Origin of the sequence: Tardiphaga sp. 172_B4_N1_3 (assembly GCF_052076035.1) — a bacterium.
GTDB lineage: Bacteria > Pseudomonadota > Alphaproteobacteria > Rhizobiales > Xanthobacteraceae > Tardiphaga > Tardiphaga robiniae.
This window is the reverse complement of the sequence record NZ_CP197238.1, coordinates 6193534-6208301: the sequence shown is the minus strand read 5'-3', so window position 1 is coordinate 6208301 and position 14768 is coordinate 6193534. Positions and strand designations below refer to the sequence as shown.

Annotated in this window: 14 protein-coding genes; 9 read left to right on the top strand and 5 right to left on the bottom strand. The window is 63.1% G+C overall.

Features of this window, described 5'->3' with window-relative positions:
• Nucleotides 1–81: 81 nt before the first annotated feature.
• The 4 genes from AB7783_RS29255 (at nt 82) to AB7783_RS29240 (ending at nt 4201) form a co-directional block, all read left to right on the top strand.
• Nucleotides 82–1248 carry an ATP phosphoribosyltransferase regulatory subunit gene (locus AB7783_RS29255; RefSeq protein ID WP_175366452.1) on the top strand — a complete coding sequence of 389 codons (1167 nt, stop codon included), beginning with the start codon at nt 82–84 and terminating at the stop codon, nt 1246–1248.
• Nucleotides 1245–2222 (top strand): ATP phosphoribosyltransferase, encoded by a 978-nt coding sequence (gene hisG / locus AB7783_RS29250; protein WP_068733618.1) that lies wholly within the window; start codon nt 1245–1247, stop codon nt 2220–2222. Before AB7783_RS29255 ends, hisG begins: the two co-directional genes overlap by 4 nt.
• A 90-nt stretch (nt 2223–2312) precedes the next feature.
• Entirely contained in the window at nt 2313–3359 is a 1047-nt protein-coding gene (locus AB7783_RS29245) for a glycosyltransferase family 2 protein (RefSeq protein ID WP_089261913.1), read from the top strand.
• Complete coding sequence (locus AB7783_RS29240) at nt 3356–4201, top strand: ChbG/HpnK family deacetylase (RefSeq protein ID WP_441279563.1); 846 nt, start codon at nt 3356–3358, stop codon at nt 4199–4201. Before AB7783_RS29245 ends, AB7783_RS29240 begins: the two co-directional genes overlap by 4 nt.
• Here the strand turns inward: AB7783_RS29240 and AB7783_RS29235 are convergent.
• Together AB7783_RS29235 and AB7783_RS29230 are read right to left on the bottom strand one after the other, a co-directional pair.
• On the bottom strand, nt 4198–5166 hold the full coding sequence (locus AB7783_RS29235) for a tripartite tricarboxylate transporter substrate-binding protein (protein ID WP_116661113.1): 969 nt from the start codon (nt 5164–5166) through the stop codon (nt 4198–4200). The genes AB7783_RS29240 and AB7783_RS29235 overlap by 4 nt on opposite strands.
• A 74-nt stretch (nt 5167–5240) precedes the next feature.
• Complete coding sequence (locus AB7783_RS29230) at nt 5241–6314, bottom strand: tartrate dehydrogenase (RefSeq protein ID WP_115034037.1); 1074 nt, start codon at nt 6312–6314, stop codon at nt 5241–5243.
• A gap of 206 nt (nt 6315–6520) precedes the next feature.
• Here AB7783_RS29230 and AB7783_RS29225 point away from each other — a divergent pair, with 206 nt between their 5' ends.
• Nucleotides 6521–7426, top strand: a complete 906-nt coding sequence (locus tag AB7783_RS29225; protein WP_184513707.1) for a LysR family transcriptional regulator — start codon at nt 6521–6523, stop codon at nt 7424–7426.
• A 136-nt stretch (nt 7427–7562) separates the two neighbouring features.
• Nucleotides 7563–8369: a DUF2076 domain-containing protein gene (locus tag AB7783_RS29220; protein ID WP_309947161.1), complete on the top strand. Its 807-nt coding sequence runs from the start codon at nt 7563–7565 to the stop codon at nt 8367–8369.
• 255 nt (nt 8370–8624) lie between these two features.
• Here the strand turns inward: AB7783_RS29220 and AB7783_RS29215 are convergent, their stop codons facing one another.
• Nucleotides 8625–9416: a L,D-transpeptidase gene (locus tag AB7783_RS29215; RefSeq protein ID WP_441279562.1), complete on the bottom strand. Its 792-nt coding sequence runs from the start codon at nt 9414–9416 to the stop codon at nt 8625–8627.
• A 296-nt stretch (nt 9417–9712) separates the two neighbouring features.
• On the opposite strand from AB7783_RS29215, the gene AB7783_RS29210 reads away from it, so the two are divergent.
• On the top strand, nt 9713–10486 hold the full coding sequence (locus tag AB7783_RS29210) for a protein phosphatase CheZ (protein ID WP_089261924.1): 774 nt from the start codon (nt 9713–9715) through the stop codon (nt 10484–10486).
• Between the two features lie 29 nt (nt 10487–10515).
• Here AB7783_RS29210 and AB7783_RS29205 read toward each other — a convergent pair whose 3' ends face one another.
• Entirely contained in the window at nt 10516–11724 is a 1209-nt protein-coding gene (locus AB7783_RS29205; protein WP_441279561.1) for an MFS transporter, read from the bottom strand.
• A gap of 62 nt (nt 11725–11786) precedes the next feature.
• The gene (locus AB7783_RS29200; RefSeq protein WP_068733601.1) at nt 11787–12314 is read right to left on the bottom strand and encodes a hypothetical protein; all 528 of its coding nucleotides are present in this window, start codon (nt 12312–12314) and stop codon (nt 11787–11789) included.
• A 311-nt stretch (nt 12315–12625) separates the two neighbouring features.
• On the opposite strand from AB7783_RS29200, the gene AB7783_RS29195 reads away from it, so the two are divergent.
• Together AB7783_RS29195 and groL are read left to right on the top strand one after the other, a co-directional pair.
• Nucleotides 12626–12922, top strand: a complete 297-nt coding sequence (locus AB7783_RS29195) for a co-chaperone GroES (RefSeq protein ID WP_089261928.1) — start codon at nt 12626–12628, stop codon at nt 12920–12922.
• Nucleotides 12923–13077: 155 nt separating this feature from the next.
• Nucleotides 13078–14733 carry a chaperonin GroEL gene (gene groL, locus AB7783_RS29190; RefSeq protein WP_068733597.1) on the top strand — a complete coding sequence of 552 codons (1656 nt, stop codon included), beginning with the start codon at nt 13078–13080 and terminating at the stop codon, nt 14731–14733.
• Nucleotides 14734–14768: the final 35 nt, after the last annotated feature.

Here is a 14768-nt window from a genome sequence, read left to right as displayed (position 1 = left end):
GGCGATGGTGGTCGAAACGTCGCAACCGCCATGCTATGGGCTGCGCCAACGACCACTCTGTTGAGATTGCTGGACTTCGAGATGACCAAACCCGCCGCCCCTCGCGCGACCGGATCCGCCGCCTGGGCGGATGCGCTGCTGTTGTCGTTTGCCGAGGCCGGCTACGCCCATGCCGAGCCGGCGATCCTGCAGCCGGCCGATCCGTTCCTCGACATGTCCGGCGAAGACATCCGCAAGAGCCTGTATCTGACGACCGACGCGTCGGGCGAAGAGCTATGCCTGCGGCCGGATCTCACGATCCCCGTGGCGCGCGATTATCTCTCCTCGCCGCAGGCCGGCCAGCCCGCGGGCTTCAGCTATCTCGGCCCGGTGTTCCGCTATCGTCAGGGCACGCCCAGCGAATTCCAGCAAGCCGGCATCGAATCCTTCGGCCGTCAGGATCGCGCCGCCGCCGATGCCGAAATGCTGGCGCTCGGCCTGGAGGCAACGGCCGCCTTTGGCCTCAGCGATATCGAGATTCGCACCGGCGACGTCGCACTTTTCGCGGCGCTGATTGAGGCGCTCGACCTCTATCCGGTGTGGAAGCGCCGGCTGATGAAGGACTTCAACCGCAAGATCAGCCTGACCCACGATCTCGACCGGCTGACCCTCGCGGAGTCGCCGGTCCGCAACGAATACGAAGGCGTACTCGCCGCGCTCGCGGGCTCCGACCGCAAGGCGGCGCTGGCACTGGTCACCGACCTGATGTCGATCGCCGGAGCGACAAATGTCGGCGGCCGTTCGGTGGCAGAAATCGCCGATCGCTTCCTCGAACAATCGACACTCAAGGGCGGCGCACTGCCGCGCGATGCGCTGGTACTGATCAAGCGCTTCCTCGCGATCTCAGGCGATCCCGACGATGCCCTGCAGCAACTGCGCAAGCTCGCCTCCGATGCCAAACTCAACATCACGGCCGCCATCGACGAATTTGAAAGCCGCATCGGCTTCATGGCGGCGCGCGGTATCGATACCACCAAGACGCGTTTCTCGACCTCATTCGGCCGCGGCGTCGACTACTACACCGGCTTCGAATTCGAACTACACCGCAAGGGCAACGGCACCGAGCCGCTGGTCGCCGGCGGCCGGTATGACGGACTGCTGACGCAGCTCGGCTCCGCTACGCCGATCCCTGCGGTCGGCTTCTCGATCTGGATCGAAGCCCTCACTCACAACGCGTCCTCGGCGCTGGTTTCCGGGAGCGCGTCATGACCGCACCATTCGTCCTTGCCGTTCCCTCCAAGGGACGCCTGCAGGAAAACGCCGAAGCCTTCTTCACCCGCGCCGGTCTGACGCTGGCGAAGCCGGGCGGCGTGCGCGATTACCGCGGCACCATTGCCGGCTTCGACAATGTCGAAATCGCCTATCTCTCGGCCAGCGAGATCGCCTCGAACCTGGCGCGCGGCGCCGTGCATCTCGGCATCACCGGCGAAGATCTGCTGCGCGAAAGCATTCCCGACGCCGACAAAAAGGTCGCTTTGATCGATGGCCTCGGCTTTGGCAGCGCCAATGTGGTCGTCGCGGTGCCGCAGGCCTGGATCGACGTCCGCACCATGGCCGATCTCGATGACGTCACCACCGGCTTCCGCGCGCAGCACAATCGCCGCATGCGCGTCGCCACGAAGTATATCAACCTGACACGTAACTTCTTCGCGTCCCATGGCGTGGTCGACTATCGCATCGTCGAAAGTGCCGGAGCCACCGAAGGCGCACCGGCCACCGGCACGGCCGAACTGATCGTCGACATCACCACCACCGGCGCGACCCTCGTCGCCAACGGCCTCAAGGTACTCGATGACGGCGTCATCCTGCGCAGCCAGGCCAATCTGGTCGCCTCGCGCGCCGCCGACTGGTCGGCGCAGTCCTTGGAAACTGCGCGCATCATTCTCGACCACATTGCCGCGCGCGCCCGCGCCAGCAAATACAAGGAAGTGCGCACCCGCTTCGCCGGCTGCAATCAGGCGCTCCTCACTGAGGCCCACAACCGTTTCGGCGTGGTGTCGCCGTTCGGCGGCCCGACCTCGTCGGGCATGATCACCCTGCACTGCCCGCCGGCGCAGCTTTACGCGCTGAGCAGCTTCCTGCGTGCCAACGGCGCAGATACCGTCTCGGTCGCCTCGCTCGACTATGTGATGGATCGCGAGAACCCGCTGTTCGCCAAACTTGAGGCGTTCTTGCGGCAGTAACACGCAGCGCGGCGTTTCGCCTTGCTGGCGGACGCGCCGGCTGATTACCATATGATTCATGAGCATATTTTGGATATCGGAATCTGATCGATGATGCTGGGCAGCGACGTATCGAGCCTGTCGACCGATGCCGCGACCGCCGCGGCACAAGGCCTGTCGATCGTTGTGCCTGTTTACAACGAGGCGCCCGGCCTTGCTCTGTTTCATGAGCGGCTGGCTACGCTTGCGACGACACTGAAAGAACGCCACGGCCTCGCCTGCGAAGTCGTCTATATCGATGACGGCAGCGCCGATGGCACGCTGGCGGTTGCGCGCAGCCTGCAAGCCACGTCGCTCGACGTTCAGGTCGTGTCGCTGTCGCGCAATTTCGGCAAGGAAGCCGCGCTGATGGCGGGGCTCGACCATGTCACCAAGGGCGCGGTGCTGTTCATGGATGGCGACGGCCAGCATCCGCCGTCACTGGTCGAACAGCTGGTGCGGCACTGGATCGTCGAAGGTTATGACGTCGTCTATACGGCCAAGGCGCATCGCGACAACGAGTCCTTCCTGCGCCGCCAGGCCGTGCGCGGCTTCTATGCGCTGATCAACTGGGGCGCGCGGCAGAAGATCCCGGAAGATGCCGGCGACTTCCGTCTGCTGTCACCGCGTGCGGCTGCGGCGTTGCGCCAGTTGCCGGAGCGCAACCGGTTCTTCAAAGGACTGGCGACCTGGATCGGCTTCCGCCAGCTCCGCGTCGACTACGAACCGGCGGCACGCGAGCACGGCGTGACATCGTTCAATCCGAAGCAGTTGATCGGCCTGTCGATCGAGGGCCTGACCTCGTTCTCGGTGGCTCCGCTGCGTTTCGCCAGCCTGCTCGGTCTGCTGCTCGCCTTCGGCGCGTTCCTGTTCGGTCTGTCGATCCTGTGGGAGACATGGGTCTCCGGCAAGTCGGTACCGGGCTATCCATCGCTGGTCGTCGGCCTGATGACCCTCGGCGGCGTGCAGCTGATCATGATCGGCGTGCTCGGCGAATATATCGGCAAGATCCTGTCCGAACTGAAGGCGCGGCCGATCTATTTCGTCGCCGAACACAGCGTGAAGCGCAACACCCCCGATAGTGTGACGCAAACCACCGACCGGACCGCTGCCGAATGACCGGCGCATCCCTGCGCCGCATCACACTCTGCGCCGACGATTACGGCATCAGCCCCGGCGTCAATCAGGGCATCCGCGAACTCATTGCGCTTGGACGCCTCAACGCCACATCCGTGATGGTGGTCGGACCTGCTATTTCGCGCGATGACGTGAGTGCGTTGCAGGACGCCGTCGCCAAGAATCCGAATTGCGAGATCGGACTCCACGCGACGCTGACCGCCCCGTTTCATCCACTGACGATGCATTACCGCCCGCTGCTCGATGAACTGTTTCTGCCGCTCGGCAGGATGCTGCGTTTCAGCCTGTTGCGAAAACTCGATCGCGAGGCGATCGAGACCGAGCTGACGACGCAGATCGCGAAGTTTGTGGCCCTGTTCGGGCGCGCCCCCGACTATATCGACGGACACCAGCATGTGCAGACGTTCCCGCAGGTGCGCGATGCGCTCCTCGCCGCAGTGAAGAAAAATGCGCCGAAGGCCTGGGTCCGCCAATCCGGCCGCGTGCTACCGTTGGGCCAACGCCTCGATAATCCGAAGGCGCTGTTGCTCGACACGCTCAGCGCCACGTTCCGCCGACGTGCGACGCGCGCCGGCGTGACGTTCAATCCGGGCTTCGCCGGCGCCTATGATTTCACCAAGCACGCCGACTTCGGCACGCTCATGGCAGGTTTCCTCAACGACCTTCCGGATGGCGGACTGGTGATGTGCCATCCCGGCCATGTCGACGAGATCCTGATCGACCTCGATCCGTTCACCGACCAGCGCGAGCGCGAATATCAATATCTGGCAAGCGATGCCTTCGCGCAGTTGCTGGTGGCAAATAACGTCACGCTCGCACGCTAGTCCGCGAACTGTCCGCTCGCCTTGATGATCGGCGCCCAGCGATCGACCTCGCTGTCGAGCTGCTTCTTCAATGCCTGCGGCGTCGCCTGATCCTGTGGCACCGGATCGGTGTTGATGTCGTTGAAGCGCTTGATCAGTTCGGGATCGCGCAACGAATCCTGCAGCACCTTCGCCAGTTTCTGCACGATATCGTCAGGCGTTCCCTTTGGCGCATAGATGCCGTGCCAGGCGCCAGCCTCGAAACCCTTCAATCCAGCTTCGTCCGCAGTGGGCAGATCCGGCATCGACGACAGGCGCGTCTTGGTGGTGATGGCGTAGCTCTTCACCAGCTTGGCTGCGATCGGGCCGGTGGTGTTGGTGGTCTGATCACAAGTGAGATCGATTTGGCCGGCGATCAGGTCGTTCATGACGGGGCCGTTGCCCTTGTAGGGCACCGACAGGATCTGCTTGTCGATGGCATTCATGAACATCAGGCCGCAGAGCTGCGAGGCCGCGCCGAGGCCGGCATTGCCGAAGGTCATCTTGTCGCCGTTGGCCTTGATATAGGTGATCAGCTCGGCGAGCGTGTTCGGCGGCAGGTTCGGCCTGGAGATGATGGTCATCGGCGCATTGGTGACGAGGCCGATCGGCGCGAAGGCGGTCTTGGTGTCGTAAGGCAGTTTGCGATACAGCGTCGCAGCCGTAGAAATTCCGATGTGATGGATCAGGATCGTGTAGCCGTCCGGCTCGGCGCGGGCCGCGCGTGCGGCGGCGATGGTGCCGCCGGCGCCTGTGGCGTTTTCGATGATGATAGTCTGGCCGAGGATCTTCGACATTGTCGCAGCGGTGACGCGTGCAACGGTGTCGGTGGCGCCACCGGCCGCGAACGGCACCAGCATGGTGATCGGCCTGTTGGGATAGCCCTGCGCGAAGGCAGCGGAGCTTGCCAGCGTAATCGCAAACGCAAGTGTAGCTGTGGCTTTCATGAGATCCTCCCTGAATATTGTTTTGATTATTGAAAGCGAACGCCCCGGTGAGACCGGGGCGTTCGGAAATCGCGTCAGACGTTCGAACTATGGATCGCGTCCACCACAGCGTCGGTCACTTCTTTCGTTGTGGCCTTGCCGCCGACATCCGGCGTGATGATGCCCGCTTCGCAGACCTTCTCCACCGCACGCATCAACCGCGCCGAGGCATCCGGTTCGCCAAGATGATCGAGCATCTGTGCCGCAGTCCAGAAGCTGGCGACAGGATTGGCGATGCCCTTGCCGGTGATGTCGAAGGCCGAACCGTGGATCGGTTCAAACATCGACGGAAAGCGGCGCTCCGGATCGATATTCGCTGTCGGCGCGACACCGAGGCTGCCGGCCAGTGCGCCGGCGAGGTCGGAGAGAATGTCGGCGTGAAGATTGGTGGCGACGATGGTGTCGAGGCTCTGCGGCTTCAGCGTCATACGCACGGTCATGGCGTCGACCAGCATCTTGTCCCAGGTGACGTCAGGGAAGTCCTTCGACACTTCGTCAGCGATCTCGTCCCACATCACCATGCCGTGGCGCTGCGCGTTCGACTTGGTGACCACGGTGAGCAGCTTGCGCGGACGTGACTGCGCGAGCTTGAACGCGTAGCGCATGATCCTGACCACGCCGACCCGGGTGAACACCGAGACTTCGGTACCGACTTCCTCCGGCAGCCCGCGATGCACGCGGCCGCCGCAGCCGGCATATTCGCCTTCGGAATTCTCGCGCACGATCACCCAGTCGAGATCGCCGGTTTCGACACCGCGCAGTGGCGAGGTGATGCCGGGCAGGATCTTGGTCGGGCGTACATTGGCGTATTGATCGAAGCCCTGGCAGATCGGCAGCCGCAGGCCCCACAGCGTGATGTGGTCGGGGACATCAGGCGCGCCGACGGCGCCGAAATAGATGGCGTCGAATTTCTTCAGTTTCGGCAGGCCGTCTGCCGGCATCATGACGCCGTGCTTGCGGTAATAGGCTGAGCCCCAGTCGAAGGTCTCGACATTGAAAGTCACGTCGCCGACCCGCTTCTGCAGGGCTTCGAGCACACGGGTGCCGGCGGCGATAACTTCGGGGCCGATCCCGTCGGCCGGAATGGCCGCGATGGAATATTCGCGCATGGTGAGATCTCTGCTGGGTTGAACTGGCTCTCCCCACCCTGCAGGCGAGCCGCTCTCGGCTCAATCTAGGTTTTTTATATAAATAAATGATATAATGGTCTGTACTCGTCATGGCCGGGTCTATCCCGGCCGTCCACGCCTTTCTTCGGTGTGGCCAAGACGTGGATACCCGGCACAAGGCCGGGCATGACGAGGAGGGACCGCCGATGGATCTGCACCAGTTGCGCTGTTTCGTGACGGCGGCGGACGAACTACATTTCGGCCGCGCGGCGCAGCGGCTCGAGATGATGCCGTCGGCACTCGGCCGCTACATCCGCCTCCTTGAGGACGATCTCGGCACACGCCTGCTGACGCGCACGACGCGCAGCGTCGCCCTCACCGATGACGGCGTCGAGTTTCTGAAACAGGCGCGCGACCTGCTCGCCCGCGCGGATCAGATCGCGTCGTCCTTCCGCGCACGCGTGCGTGCCCGTGCAGCCACGATCCGGGTCGGCGCAATCGACAGCGCCGCCGCCGGGCTTCTGCCGGCGCTGCTTCACGATCTTCGCGAACGCGCCCCTGACCTTGCCATCAAGCTGGATGAGGACAAGACGATCCGGTTGCTGCCGCGCCTGCTGTCGGGCCGGCTCGATCTCGCTTTCGTCCGACCGCCCGAGAGTGCCGACAAGCGGCTGGAATTCATGTTTCTGTTTCACGAGACAGCCGTCGTGGCCGTCTCCGAGCGCCATCCGCTGGCGTCGCGCACGCATCTGACGATCGCCGATATCGCCGACGAGCCGCTAATCGTGCCGGAGCGACGGTCGCGGCCGCACAGTCACGACCTGACGATGAAGCTGTTTGCGGAATCCGGGCTACAGGCGAATGTCGTTCAGATCGCCGACGAGAAGCAGACCATCGTCAATCTCGTCGCCGCCGAAATCGGGCTGGCGATCGTGCCGCGCTGGACATCTCGCATGCCCGCACGCGGCGTTCGCTATATGCCGCTAGGCATGGCGGCAATGAACAGGCTTCCGCTCGCCGCGGCGTGGGTCAGAGGGACCCGCGATCCGGCACGGGATCAGATTCTCGACATGCTGAAGGCCAATCTGGCGCGCTACGCGCTGGAAGCATGACAAGAGGAAGCACGACAAGGCTTGCCGGTCGTTTTGTCGCATAACTAAATTTAATCCAGGCGGCACTTATTGCGACACAAAGCGTCACTACATCTCCAGCGCGCAAAGCAAGCGCGCTTTGAAGACAGAGGACGCCATGACACCGCAAGAACGCCAACTGGTTGACGATCTCTTTGACCGGCTCAGCAAGGTCGAAGGCGCGCCACGCGATCCGGACGCACTCGACGCCATTGCGCAGGGCCAGCGCCGCGCACCCAATGCGCTGTATGCGCTGGTGCAGACCGTATTGCTGCAGGACGAAGCGCTGAAGCGCGCCCATGAGCGCATCCAGCAACTGGAAGGCAACGGCGCCCCGGAACAGGCCGCTCAGGGCGGTTTCCTCGACTCGATGCGGGACGCCCTGTTCGGTCAGGGTCAGAACCCGAACCAGCCGCGCGGCTCCGTGCCGAGCGTTCGCCCGCCCGAGCCGAGCCGTCCCGCCTGGAACACCGGGCAGGTCATCGGCCAGCCCCAGCCACAGGGTGGCTATGGTCAAGGCGGATACGGCCAGGGTCCGGGACCGGGCCAGTTCGGCCAGCAACAACCGCAAGCCGGTGGTGGCGGTTCGTTCCTGGGTACAGCGGCTGCGGCAGCAGCCGGCGTGGTCGGCGGCTCGTTATTGCTCGGCAGCATCCGTTCGATGATGGGCGGCAGCCATCAGCAAGGTTTCGGTGACGCCGCCAATGCCAGCGAGAGCAAGAGCCCGTGGAGCTCCGGTTCGGATTCGTCCGGCGGCAACCTCGGCAATCAGGCCGGCGTCAATGATATCGGTTCGTCCAGCGGCTCCCGCGCCGGATCGTTCGATCAGGCGCAGGCCGATGCCGATCAGGACCAGGATCAAGACCAGGACGACGGCGATTATGACGCCATGGACATGGATTCCGACGACAGCGATTTGGCATAATTGTCGGGCGACGCAGCCTTAACCTCTCCCCGTTTTTTACGGGGAGAGGTCGGCCGGCGAAGCCGGACGGGTGAGGGGCATCGCGCGATATGAGCCTCGGTCGCTCAACTATCGGATCGGATTTTAGCAGCAAAAGATGGCCGGCCGCGTAACGGTGGGATCGACAGTCCCTTCGTGATGAGAGCGCATGCCCCGCCCCTCACCCGGCGCTGCGCGCCGACCTCTCCCCGCACAGCGGGGAGAGGTTAAGTAAGATCAGATCACGACGACCCGGGCGCCGACGCCGACGCGGCCATAGAGATCGATGACGTCCTCGTTGCGCATGCGGATGCAGCCTGAGGAAACGTTGGTGCCGATCGTCCATGGCTCGTTGGAGCCGTGAATACGGTACAGGGTCGAACCGAGATACATCGCGCGTGCGCCGAGCGGATTTTCCGGACCGCCTTCCATGTAACGCGGCAGATCAGGACGGCGCGCCAGCATTTCCTTTGGCGGCGTCCACGACGGCCATTCCTTCTTCGCCGTGATCGTCTTTACGCCGGACCAGGTGAAGCCCGGCCGGCCGACGCCGATGCCATAGCGCATCGCCTTGCCGCCACCCTGTACCAGGAACAGGAACTTGTTCGGCGTATCGACGACGATGGTGCCGGCGCTTTCGCTGCCCTGATACTCGACCATCTGCGGCTGATACTTGGGATCGAGCGCGGGGCGTGCGGCATCTGCCGTCTCTTCCTGCTGATAGACGCGCTGTTGCGGATCCATCGGCGGCAGCAGCGAACGCCGCTGCTCGTAAGAGTAGTCCGGCTGTTGCTGATAACGCTGGCCCTGCTGCGCCGGACCGTCGCTGAACAGAAACTCGATGAAGCCGCCGCCCATGCGCGAGCGTTCGGCATAGGCCGTGCGCTGCATGGGGCGCTGCGGCTGCTGCGCATACACCACCGGAGGCTCGGCGAATTGCGCCGCGGCTTCCACCGCAAGCGTCTGATGCGATCCAGCGGCGATGAAAGATGCGCTGGCAAGAAGCGTGAGAGAGAACTTTCTGAACATCGACGTACTCTGCACTGTTTCGTCGTGCGCGTTCTCACCTGAGAAGCGCTTTGCACACTCCGACTTAAGGTTAAAATCGCCTCGGTTTAGTAAACACAATCGCCGTTTGGATTCACCACGTCGTCAAACTGCGCAGTTCTATTTGGTAGCGTTTATTTTGGATGAACGCGAAAGCCCCATGGTTAACTAACAGTTTGCGCAGCGATTATCGGCTATCGGTGCGATGTTCCCGCGTGAACTTCACGTTAAACTCGTGGGTATACGAATGGGGGATTGATTGAACGTTGGGGGACCTGATGTCTGTTCGTCGCAAGCGATTTCGCATTGAAGAAGTTTTCGGTACCGCGCCTATGCCCAATGAAGTGGTGGGCAGCAGCGAGCCGATGCCCATGCATCGCGAAATCATGGCTGAGCTCCGCGCGATCCGCGCGCAGATGGGAGCGCCGGCCCGCAACGCCGTGACAGATCAGGTCGGCGCCGCCGCCGATCAGCAGGTTGCGGAAGCGCAGGCGCTGCTGGCCACCTATCGCGCTCAGATCGAGCAGTGCGAAAAGCTGAAGATCGAACTCGATCTGATCCACGACGCCATTACCCGTACCAAGATGGAAATCGCAGTTCTTCACGGCAAGAGCTTCGAAGGCGACGAAATGGCGAAGGTCAACGGTGAACTCGGCGCCGTCGTCGGCGGCACCGAAGAAGCCACGCAGCAGATTCTCGCCGCAGCCGAAGCCATCGATAATGCATCGACAGCGCTCGGCAAGGTGACCTCACCCGATCAGCAGAAGCAGATGCTAGAAGAGATCGGCGATAACGTCGTCGCGATCTTCGAAGCCTGTAACTTCCAGGACCTCACCGGCCAGCGCATCAGCAAGGTGATGACCACGATGAAGTTCATCGAAAACCGCATTACTGCGATGATGGACATCTGGGGCGGTGTCGACGAGATCAAGGCGCATGCGCCGGCCAAGGTCGACGACCGTAGCGAAGACGACAAGCTGCTGAATGGTCCGAAACTGGACGGCGACGTCGGCCATGCTTCGCAGGACGATATCGACGCGCTGTTCGGCTAAGATAATTTTCGACCACAGTTAGAGATCGCTTAACGCCGGGCAGCAATGCCCGGCGTTTTTATCATCACGAAACAGAGCAGCACCGCCAGCGCCAACACGGTCCCAAGCAGCAGCACCATGCGGTCGGACAGTGTCTCGACTGCGGACGCCACCACGAATGGCGCGAAGGCCTGCACGAACAAAGCCGGCCGCGCGATACGGCCGATCACACGGCCATACCCCGCCGGGCCGAACATCAGAAGCGGCAGCGCACCGCGCGCGATGGTCATGACGCCATTGGCCGCTCCGAAGCCGATAGCGAACAAGGCCGCCAGCGGAAACGAAATCCCCGCAAAGGCCAGCATTGCGAAGGCCGATACTACAAGCACCACCGCCCCGCGCGCGATCCACAGCGGATGGGTGCGCCCCGCCAGCATGAAGTCCGCCAGCCGCGATGCCACCTGCGCCGGTCCGAACATCGCACCGATGGTCACCGCCGTTGCAGCACTGAGCCCGCCGCGCTCCAGCAGCGCCAGCAGGTTCGAGGTCACGCCCGACAGAATGAAGCTGTAAAGCGAGAACGCCGCCGCCAGCAGGATGAACGGCCAGCCTTCCGGGCGCAGGGTTGCCTGCTGGGGGACGACAACGGCGTCCACCACGGGCAGAGGCGCAACGGCGACATGACGCGGCAATGCAAAAGCATGAAGCGGCGCAACGACAAAGGCGAAGATCGCTGCGAAGGTCAGATAGGTCCCGCGCCAGCCGACAGCCTCAAGCAGAAGATGGGTCGCCGGCCAGCCGACCGTCGAGGCGAAGCCGCCTGCAAAGGTCACGAAGGTGATCTGCCGCCGCGCCGAGGCACCGAAGATGCGCGTCAGCGTGGCGAAGGCGGGATCGTAGAGCGACGCCGACATTGCAGCGCCGAGCAACAGCCAGCAGGCCAGATAGGTCGCGGGATGATCGGCGACTGAAAATAGAGCGAGACCCAAGGCGCCGGCCAACGCGCCCGATGCCATGACGACATTGCCGCCGTGGCGGTCGATCAATCCACCAACCACCGGCGACAGCAGTCCCGATACAATCAGCCCCAGCGAAAAGCCCGCCATGCCGAAGGCCAGCGACCAGCCATGTGCCGCCGTGACATGTGGCATGGTCAGCACCGGTGGATAGATCAGGATGCCCCAGGTCAGGATCTGGGTGAATGCCAGCACAAGGACCGCACGGCCCGGTCCGAAAACAAGGTCGCGCAATCGGTGCATGGGCTCACGTCTTCAAGGGAGTGGCGGGACCCGCCCTACGCCTCAGGTCAGGCCTTGTCAGGTCAGGCCTTGGGTGCGCAACGGACATAGACCATGTTGCCGTAGCGAACCGCAGCGTCCTTGTCGATGAAGCGTGTGACGAGAATCCGACCGTCGAAGGAGACGATCTCGCGATCCTTCTCACCACCGGCGGGACCGGGCGGGCCGATATAGTTCTTGCCGCTCGGCGAGCCCTTGAGGCGCAGTTCCTGCGGCGTCGCCTCGTCGGCAAGATGCATGATGACCCCGCCGGTGGCGCCCTGGCCGATGATATAGGGCTGCTTGCACTGGCCGCGCGCGGCATTCTCGGTGCGAACGCGATCGTTGGGATTCATGTAGGACGCCAGGCCCCAGCGGCCGACGAGTTCTTCCGAGCGGATCGAGGCTGGCAGTTCCGGCGCCGGCGGGGGCTCCGGCGGCGGTGTCGGCTGCGAGTTCCCAAAGCTGAACCCGCCCAATCCACCAGACGTGCCGCACCCGCCCAATGACAGCGCCAAAGTTGAAACGATCGCCAGATGGGCAACCGTGCGGGCGTAGCGTGACCTGATCATATTATCCCCTAGAGCAAATTCCCCGGCTGCCCGTCCCGGCAGCCAAGCGCAAAACACCTGACGGCGCAATGAGGTCGGCAGAATTACGCCGACTCTCCATTATGGTTTCCAGATCATCCTATATTGGCCTCACCAAGGCCTTAAGGCCTCGCTTGACTCAAAAAGCGTCTGGCCATATTTCCCGGACGCTCAATTAGCACTCCCGGAGCGCGATTGCTAAGGGAATGAGCCGGCCGCCTTGAGCGTTCCGGCTGGATTCCCGCCCGCCTCCGAGATGGCAACGAAATCGCAAACCCTAAAGGGACACTCCCATGGCCAAGACCAAATTCCGCCCGCTGCACGACCGCGTCGTCGTCAAGCGCATCGTCGCCGACGAGAAGACCAAGGGCGGCATCATCATCCCGGACAGCGCCAAGGAAAAGCCGTCTGAAGGCGAAGTCGTCGGCGTCGGCCCCGGTGGCCGCGACGAAGCCGGCAAGCTGATCCCGATCGACATCAAGGTCGGCGACAAGGTTCTGTTCGGCAAGTGGTCGGGCACCGAGATCAAACTCGATGGCGAAGAACTCCTCATCATGAAGGAGTCGGACATCATGGGCGTGATCGCCTAAGCGACTCGCTTCAGCCTCCCCACACGCCGTCGTCACCGGGCTTGTCCCGGTGATCCACGTCTAGGCCGCAAGCTCGGCAAGGCGTGGATGGCCGGGTCAAGCCCGGCCATGACAGCGTTTTAATTTCAAATTCCCATCACTTGGAGCACCATCACATGGCAGCCAAAGACGTTAAATTCTCTGGAGACGCGCGCGATCGCATGCTGCGCGGCGTCGACATTCTCGCCAACGCCGTCAAGGTCACGCTCGGTCCGAAGGGCCGCAATGTCGTGATCGAGAAGTCGTTCGGCGCTCCGCGCATCACCAAGGACGGCGTCACCGTCGCCAAGGAGATCGAGCTCGAGGACAAGTTCGAGAACATGGGCGCGCAGATGCTGCGCGAAGTTGCCTCGAAGACCAACGACACCGCAGGCGACGGTACCACCACCGCCACCGTGCTGGCCCAGGCCATCGTCCGTGAAGGCGCCAAGTCGGTTGCCGCCGGCATGAACCCGATGGACCTCAAGCGCGGCATCGATATCGCCGTCGCCGCCGTCATCAAGGACATCACCAAGCGCGCCAAGCCGGTTGCGTCTTCGGCTGAAGTCGCTCAGGTCGGTACCATCTCCGCCAACGGCGACGCCGCCATCGGCAAGATGATCGCCCAGGCGATGCAGAAGGTCGGCAACGAAGGCGTCATCACGGTTGAAGAGAACAAGTCGCTCGAGACCGAAGTCGACATCGTCGAGGGCATGAAGTTCGATCGCGGCTACCTGTCGCCCTACTTCGTCACCAATGCCGAGAAGATGACCGCCGAGCTCGAGGACGTGTACGTCCTGCTCGTCGAGAAGAAGATCTCCAGCCTGCAGGCCATGCTGCCGGTGCTCGAAGCCGTGGTGCAGTCGGGCAAGCCGCTGCTGATCATCGCTGAAGACGTCGAAGGCGAAGCCCTCGCCACCCTCGTCGTCAACCGCCTGCGCGGTGGCCTCAAGGTTGCTGCCGTCAAGGCACCGGGCTTCGGCGATCGCCGCAAGGCGATGCTGGAAGACCTTGCGATCCTGACCGGCGGTCAGCTCGTCTCGGAAGATCTCGGCATGAAGCTGGAAAGCGTCACGCTCGCCATGCTCGGCCGCGCCAAGAAGGTCGTGATCGACAAGGAAAACACCACCGTCGTCAACGGCGCTGGCAAGAAGCCGGCGATCGAAGCCCGCGTCAACCAGATCAAGGCACAGATCGAGGAAACCACCTCGGACTACGACCGTGAGAAGCTGCAGGAGCGTCTGGCCAAGCTGGCTGGCGGCGTCGCGGTCATCCGCGTCGGTGGCGCGACCGAAGTCGAAGTAAAGGAAAAGAAGGATCGCGTGGATGACGCGCTGAACGCGACCCGCGCGGCCGTTCAGGAAGGCATCGTCCCCGGTGGCGGCACTGCGCTGCTGCGTGCCAAGAAGGCCGTCGGCCGTCTCACCAACGAGAACGCCGATGTGCAGGCCGGTATCAACATCGTGCTGAAGGCGCTGGAAGCTCCGATCCGCCAGATCGCCGAAAACGCCGGCGTTGAAGGTTCGATCGTGGTCGGCAAGATCCTGGACGAGAAGTCCGAGACCTTCGGCTTCGACGCGCAGACCGAAACCTATGTCGACATGGTCGCCAAGGGCATCATCGATCCGGCCAAGGTGGTGCGTACTGCACTGCAGGACGCCGCCTCGGTTGCCGGCCTGCTGGTGACCACCGAAGCCATGGTCGCCGAACTGCCGAAGGAAGCTGCACCGGCGATGCCGGGCGGTGGCGGCGGTATGGGTGGCATGGGCGGAATGGGAGGCATGGGCTTCTAAGCCCTGCTTTCACGCTCAACTGCATTGTGATCGAA

Excerpts from the sequence above, each read along its gene's own strand:
- AB7783_RS29255 (WP_175366452.1), top strand. The coding sequence starts at position 82 with ATGACCAAACCCGCCGCCCCTCGCGCGACCGGATCCGCCGCCTGGGCG.
- AB7783_RS29230 (WP_115034037.1), bottom strand. The coding sequence starts at position 6,314 with ATGCGCGAATATTCCATCGCGGCCATTCCGGCCGACGGGATCGGCCCC.
- AB7783_RS29225 (WP_184513707.1), top strand. The coding sequence starts at position 6,521 with ATGGATCTGCACCAGTTGCGCTGTTTCGTGACGGCGGCGGACGAACTA.
- AB7783_RS29220 (WP_309947161.1), top strand. The coding sequence starts at position 7,563 with ATGACACCGCAAGAACGCCAACTGGTTGACGATCTCTTTGACCGGCTC.
- hisG (WP_068733618.1), top strand. The coding sequence starts at position 1,245 with ATGACCGCACCATTCGTCCTTGCCGTTCCCTCCAAGGGACGCCTGCAG.
- AB7783_RS29210 (WP_089261924.1), top strand. The coding sequence starts at position 9,713 with ATGTCTGTTCGTCGCAAGCGATTTCGCATTGAAGAAGTTTTCGGTACC.
- AB7783_RS29205 (WP_441279561.1), bottom strand. The coding sequence starts at position 11,724 with ATGCACCGATTGCGCGACCTTGTTTTCGGACCGGGCCGTGCGGTCCTT.
- AB7783_RS29195 (WP_089261928.1), top strand. The coding sequence starts at position 12,626 with ATGGCCAAGACCAAATTCCGCCCGCTGCACGACCGCGTCGTCGTCAAG.
- groL (WP_068733597.1), top strand. The coding sequence starts at position 13,078 with ATGGCAGCCAAAGACGTTAAATTCTCTGGAGACGCGCGCGATCGCATG.
- AB7783_RS29240 (WP_441279563.1), top strand. The coding sequence starts at position 3,356 with ATGACCGGCGCATCCCTGCGCCGCATCACACTCTGCGCCGACGATTAC.
- AB7783_RS29245 (WP_089261913.1), top strand. The coding sequence starts at position 2,313 with ATGATGCTGGGCAGCGACGTATCGAGCCTGTCGACCGATGCCGCGACC.
- AB7783_RS29200 (WP_068733601.1), bottom strand. The coding sequence starts at position 12,314 with ATGATCAGGTCACGCTACGCCCGCACGGTTGCCCATCTGGCGATCGTT.
- AB7783_RS29235 (WP_116661113.1), bottom strand. The coding sequence starts at position 5,166 with ATGAAAGCCACAGCTACACTTGCGTTTGCGATTACGCTGGCAAGCTCC.
- AB7783_RS29215 (WP_441279562.1), bottom strand. The coding sequence starts at position 9,416 with ATGTTCAGAAAGTTCTCTCTCACGCTTCTTGCCAGCGCATCTTTCATC.